The sequence below is a fragment of the Montanilutibacter psychrotolerans genome (assembly GCF_003719825.1).
GTDB lineage: Bacteria > Pseudomonadota > Gammaproteobacteria > Xanthomonadales > Xanthomonadaceae > Montanilutibacter > Montanilutibacter psychrotolerans.
This window is the reverse complement of the sequence record NZ_RIBS01000015.1, coordinates 1-5,647: the sequence shown is the minus strand read 5'-3', so window position 1 is coordinate 5,647 and position 5,647 is coordinate 1. Positions and strand designations below refer to the sequence as shown.

2 tRNA genes and 3 rRNA genes are annotated in these 5,647 nt (G+C 54.5%); all 5 read right to left on the bottom strand.

From position 1 onward, the window contains the following. Positions 1-58: 58 nt before the first annotated feature. Positions 59-173, bottom strand: a 5S ribosomal RNA gene (gene rrf / locus EER27_RS16735). A gap of 172 nt (positions 174-345) precedes the next feature. Next, a 23S ribosomal RNA gene (locus EER27_RS16730) occupies positions 346-3,225 on the bottom strand. Between the two features lie 223 nt (positions 3,226-3,448). Further along, positions 3,449-3,525 (bottom strand) — tRNA-Ile (locus tag EER27_RS16725). Between the two features lie 16 nt (positions 3,526-3,541). After that, positions 3,542-3,617: transfer RNA gene (locus tag EER27_RS16720), tRNA-Ala, on the bottom strand. 110 nt (positions 3,618-3,727) lie between these two features. Further along, a 16S ribosomal RNA gene (locus EER27_RS16715) occupies positions 3,728-5,272 on the bottom strand. Together the 16S, 23S and 5S rRNA genes with 2 tRNA genes alongside form the textbook arrangement of a ribosomal RNA operon. Between the last annotated feature and the right edge of the window lie 375 nt (positions 5,273-5,647).

Sequence of the window (5,647 nt, the reverse complement as noted above, 5' to 3'; positions counted from 1 at the left end):
ATCCGGAAAAGACAAAACCCCCACCTCTTGCGAGGTGGGGGTTGCCTTTCAATAAAGCCCCTGGCGATGACCTACTCTTGCATGGCTTAAGCCACACTACCATCGGCGCATGTGCGTTTCACTTCCGAGTTCGGGATGGGATCGGGTGGTTCCACACAGCTATTGTCACCAGGGAGAGGGTGGAGGGTCGCAGGTCTCGGTGTATTGAGTTGCGCGCACGCTCTCGTTTGGTTGCTTCGGACGGACCCGTACTGCGGTCAGCCTTCGGCGAATAAGTTGGGACGTAGCGAAATTGGTTTGGAATGTCGTCGACGCGTCGTCGAGTCCAAGGCCACTTGAGGTTATATGGTCAAGCCACACGGATCATTAGTACAGGTTAGCTCAATGCATTGCTGCACTTACACACCCTGCCTATCAACCACCTGGTCTTGATGGTTCCTTTAGGGGAGTCAAGCTCCCGGGAGATCTCATCTTGAGGCGCGCTTCCCGCTTAGATGCTTTCAGCGGTTATCGCTTCCGAACATAGCTACCCGGCAATGCCACTGGCGTGACAACCGGAACACCAGAGGTTCGTCCACTCCGGTCCTCTCGTACTAGGAGCAGCCCCTCTCAAATCTCCAACGCCCATGGCAGATAGGGACCGAACTGTCTCACGACGTTCTGAACCCAGCTCGCGTACCACTTTAAATGGCGAACAGCCATACCCTTGGGACCGACTACAGCCCCAGGATGTGATGAGCCGACATCGAGGTGCCAAACACCGCCGTCGATATGAACTCTTGGGCGGTATCAGCCTGTTATCCCCGGAGTACCTTTTATCCGTTGAGCGATGGCCCTTCCATACAGAACCACCGGATCACTAAGACCTACTTTCGTACCTGCTTGATCCGTCGATCTTGCAGTCAAGCACGCTTATGCCTTTGCACACAGTGCGCGATGTCCGACCGCGCTGAGCGTACCTTCGTGCTCCTCCGTTACACTTTGGGAGGAGACCGCCCCAGTCAAACTACCCACCATACACGGTCCCCGATCCGGATAACGGACCTAGGTTAGAACGTCAAGCACGACAGGGTGGTATTTCAAGGATGGCTCCACCTCAGCTAGCGCCAAGGTTTCATAGCCTCCCACCTATCCTACACAGACGAACTCAACGTTCAGTGTAAAGCTATAGTAAAGGTTCACGGGGTCTTTCCGTCTTGCCACGGGAACGCTGCATCTTCACAGCGATTTCAATTTCACTGAGTCTCGGGTGGAGACAGCGCCGCTGTCGTTACGCCATTCGTGCAGGTCGGAACTTACCCGACAAGGAATTTCGCTACCTTAGGACCGTTATAGTTACGGCCGCCGTTTACTGGGGCTTCGATCAAGAGCTTCGCCTTGCGGCTGACCCCATCAATTAACCTTCCAGCACCGGGCAGGCGTCACACCCTATACGTCCACTTTCGTGTTTGCAGAGTGCTGTGTTTTTGATAAACAGTCGCAGCGGCCTGGTCACTGCGACCCCTCTCAGCTATAGCTCGCACGAGCCACCGAGGGGGGTGCACCTTCTCCCGAAGTTACGGTGCCATGTTGCCTAGTTCCTTCACCCGAGTTCTCTCAAGCGCCTGAGAATTCTCATCCTGCCCACCTGTGTCGGTTTACGGTACGGTCTGCGTAAGCTGAAGCTTAGGAGCTTTTCCTGGAAGCGTGGTATCGGTGACTTCGTCCTAAAGGACTCGTCTCGCTGCTCGGTGTTAAGACCCCCCGGATTTGCCTAAGGGATCCACCTACCTGCTTTCTCCGGGACAACCAACGCCCGGTACACCTAACCTTCTCCGTCCCTCCATCGCACTTACGCGAGGTGCTGGAATATTAACCAGCTTCCCATCGACTACGCATTTCTGCCTCGCCTTAGGGGCCGACTCACCCTGCGTCGATTAACGTTGCGCAAGGAAACCTTGGGCTTTCGGCGTGCGGGCTTTTCACCCGCATTATCGTTACTCATGTCAGCATTCGCACTTCCGATACCTCCAGCAGACTTCTCAATCCACCTTCAACGGCTTACGGAACGCTCCTCTACCGCGCACAAACAAGTTGTGCACCCCAAGCTTCGGTTTATCGCTTAGCCCCGTTAAATCTTCCGCGCAGACCGACTCGACCAGTGAGCTATTACGCTTTCTTTAAAGGGTGGCTGCTTCTAAGCCAACCTCCTGGCTGTCTGTGCCTTTCCACATCGTTCACCACTTAGCGATAAATTTGGGACCTTAGCTGTGGGTCTGGGTTGTTTCCCTTTTCACGACGGACGTTAGCACCCGCCGTGTGTCTCCCATACAGTCCGTCTCGGTATTCGGAGTTTGCAATGGTTTGGTAAGTCGCAATGACCCCCTAGCCATAACAGTGCTCTACCCCCGAGAGGATACATATGAGGCGCTACCTAAATAGCTTTCGAGGAGAACCAGCTATCTCCGGGTTCGATTAGCTTTTCACTCCTAATCACACCTCATCCCCTACCTTTGCAACGGGAGTGGGTTCGGGCCTCCAGTCAGTGTTACCTGACCTTCACCCTGGGCATGACTAGATCACCCGGTTTCGGGTCTACTGCCCGCGACTATGCGCCCTTATCAGACTCGGTTTCCCTTCGCCTCCCCTATACGGTTAAGCTTGCCACGAACAGTAAGTCGCTGACCCATTATACAAAAGGTACGCAGTCACTCTTTCGAGCTCCTACTGCTTGTACGCACACGGTTTCAGGGTCTATTTCACTCCCTTCACCAGGGTTCTTTTCGCCTTTCCCTCACGGTACTGGTTCACTATCGGTCGGTCAGGAGTATTTAGCCTTGGAGGATGGTCCCCCCATGTTCAGACAGGGTTTCTCGTGCCCCGCCCTACTCGATTTCATCGAAAGAGTCTTTTCGCATACCGGGCTGTCACCGTCTATGGCCGAGCTTTCCAACTCGTTTTGCTAAAACTCAATCAACTTAAGGGCTGTTCCCCGTTCGCTCGTCACTACTCAGGGAATCTCGGTTGATTTCTTTTCCTCCGGGTACTTAGATATTTCAGTTCTCCGGGTTCGCTTCGTACAGCTATGTATTCACTGCACGATACCTCTTGCGAGGTGGGTTTCCCCATTCGGACATCGCGGGATCAATGCTTATTGCCAGCTCCCCCACGCTTTTCGCAGGCTATCACGTCCTTCATCGCCTCTGACCGCCAAGGCATCCACCGTGTGCGCTTATTCGCTTGACCATATAACCCCAAGTCGCCTCAGGATTACATCGTTGCGAACACAACGATTACACTTCAAATATTTAGGGGATCAAGTCCCCCGCCTTAGCCTCTACGACACATCTTGGACATTCCGTCTCAAAACGCTCGCTACGTCCCAGTTTTCAGAGAACGCGGTGCGGGCCACAATGCCCGTCCGCTTTCAGATCTTTATGTGTGCGCAGTTCAGAGTTCTTGCGGGATGTGGTGGGTCTGGGAGGACTCGAACCACCGGCCTCACCCTTATCAGGGGTGCGCTCTAACCACCTGAGCTACAGACCCAATGTGTCTTGCCAAGTGGTGGAGCTTGTCGGGATCGAACCGACGACCCCCTGCTTGCAAAGCAGGTGCTCTCCCAGCTGAGCTAAAGCCCCATTAAAACGGGACATTCCCGCGGAAAATCACCCTGTGGCGATTTCCGGGAACTCTGAATGCAGGTCACTTGTGCGGACGTCTGACAGGCAATTTGCTGTCTTTAGTCTCTAAAGGAGGTGATCCAGCCGCACCTTCCGATACGGCTACCTTGTTACGACTTCACCCCAGTCATGAATCACTCCGTGGTAACCGTCCCCCTTGCGGTTAGACTAGCTACTTCTGGAGCAACCCACTCCCATGGTGTGACGGGCGGTGTGTACAAGGCCCGGGAACGTATTCACCGCAGCAATGCTGATCTGCGATTACTAGCGATTCCGACTTCATGGAGTCGAGTTGCAGACTCCAATCCGGACTGAGATAGGGTTTCTGGGATTGGCTCACCCTCGCGGGTTTGCAGCCCTCTGTCCCTACCATTGTAGTACGTGTGTAGCCCTGGCCGTAAGGGCCATGATGACTTGACGTCATCCCCACCTTCCTCCGGTTTGTCACCGGCGGTCTCCTTAGAGTTCCCACCATTACGTGCTGGCAACTAAGGACAAGGGTTGCGCTCGTTGCGGGACTTAACCCAACATCTCACGACACGAGCTGACGACAGCCATGCAGCACCTGTGTCACGGTTCCCGAAGGCACCAATCCATCTCTGGAAAGTTCCGTGCATGTCAAGGCCAGGTAAGGTTCTTCGCGTTGCATCGAATTAAACCACATACTCCACCGCTTGTGCGGGCCCCCGTCAATTCCTTTGAGTTTCAGTCTTGCGACCGTACTTCCCAGGCGGCGAACTTAACGCGTTAGCTTCGATACTGAGTGCCTAGTTGCACCCAACATCCAGTTCGCATCGTTTAGGGCGTGGACTACCAGGGTATCTAATCCTGTTTGCTCCCCACGCTTTCGTGCCTCAGCGTCAATGTTGGTCCAGGTGGCCGCCTTCGCCACGGATGTTCCTCCCGATATCTACGCATTTCACTGCTACACCGGGAATTCCGCCACCCTCTACCACATTCTAGGTCGCCAGTATCCAATGCAGTTCCCAGGTTGAGCCCAGGGCTTTCACATCAGACTTAACGAACCGCCTACGCACGCTTTACGCCCAGTAATTCCGAGTAACGCTTGCACCCTTCGTATTACCGCGGCTGCTGGCACGAAGTTAGCCGGTGCTTATTCTTCCGGTACCGTCATGACACCAGGGTATTAACCCAGTGCTTTTCTTTCCGGACAAAAGTGCTTTACAACCCGAAGGCCTTCTTCACACACGCGGCATGGCTGGATCAGGCTTGCGCCCATTGTCCAATATTCCCCACTGCTGCCTCCCGTAGGAGTCTGGACCGTGTCTCAGTTCCAGTGTGGCTGATCATCCTCTCAGACCAGCTACGGATCGTCGCCTTGGTGGGCCTTTACCCCGCCAACTAGCTAATCCGACGTCGGCTCATCTATCTGCGCGAAGCCCGAAGGTCCTCCGCTTTCACCCGTAGGTCGTATGCGGTATTAGCGTAAGTTTCCCTACGTTATCCCCCACAAATAGGCAGATTCCGACGCTATCCTCACCCGTCCGCCACTCGCCACCCAAGGAGCAAGCTCCTCTGTGCTGCCGTTCGACTTGCATGTGTTAGGCCTGCCGCCAGCGTTCACTCTGAGCCAGGATCAAACTCTTCACTTAAGTATTGCGACTCGATCCGAAGATCTCGTCAATGCTTCGAGTGCAGTCGTCTATCCAGGCCCAAATTACTCGATTACTCGCATTTGCATGCTTTCTTGAATTGATTTGGGACTCTGTTTCGAACGTCTGCTGATGGACAACCATCCACCGGCCAGACGCCCGCACAAGTCACCTGCGCACACTGTCAAAGATCCTCGGAAGCGGCCTCAGCGCCTTCTTCCGTACTCGTTGCCGAAGCACCCGAGTGAGCCGCACATCTTACAGCAAGTTTCGATTCCGTCAACACCTCAACCGAATCTTTTTCTTGCCGCCCCGGGGTCCGTACTGGCTACCAACCGGGCCGATCATCTTACCGCAATTCCGTGTCCCGTCAAC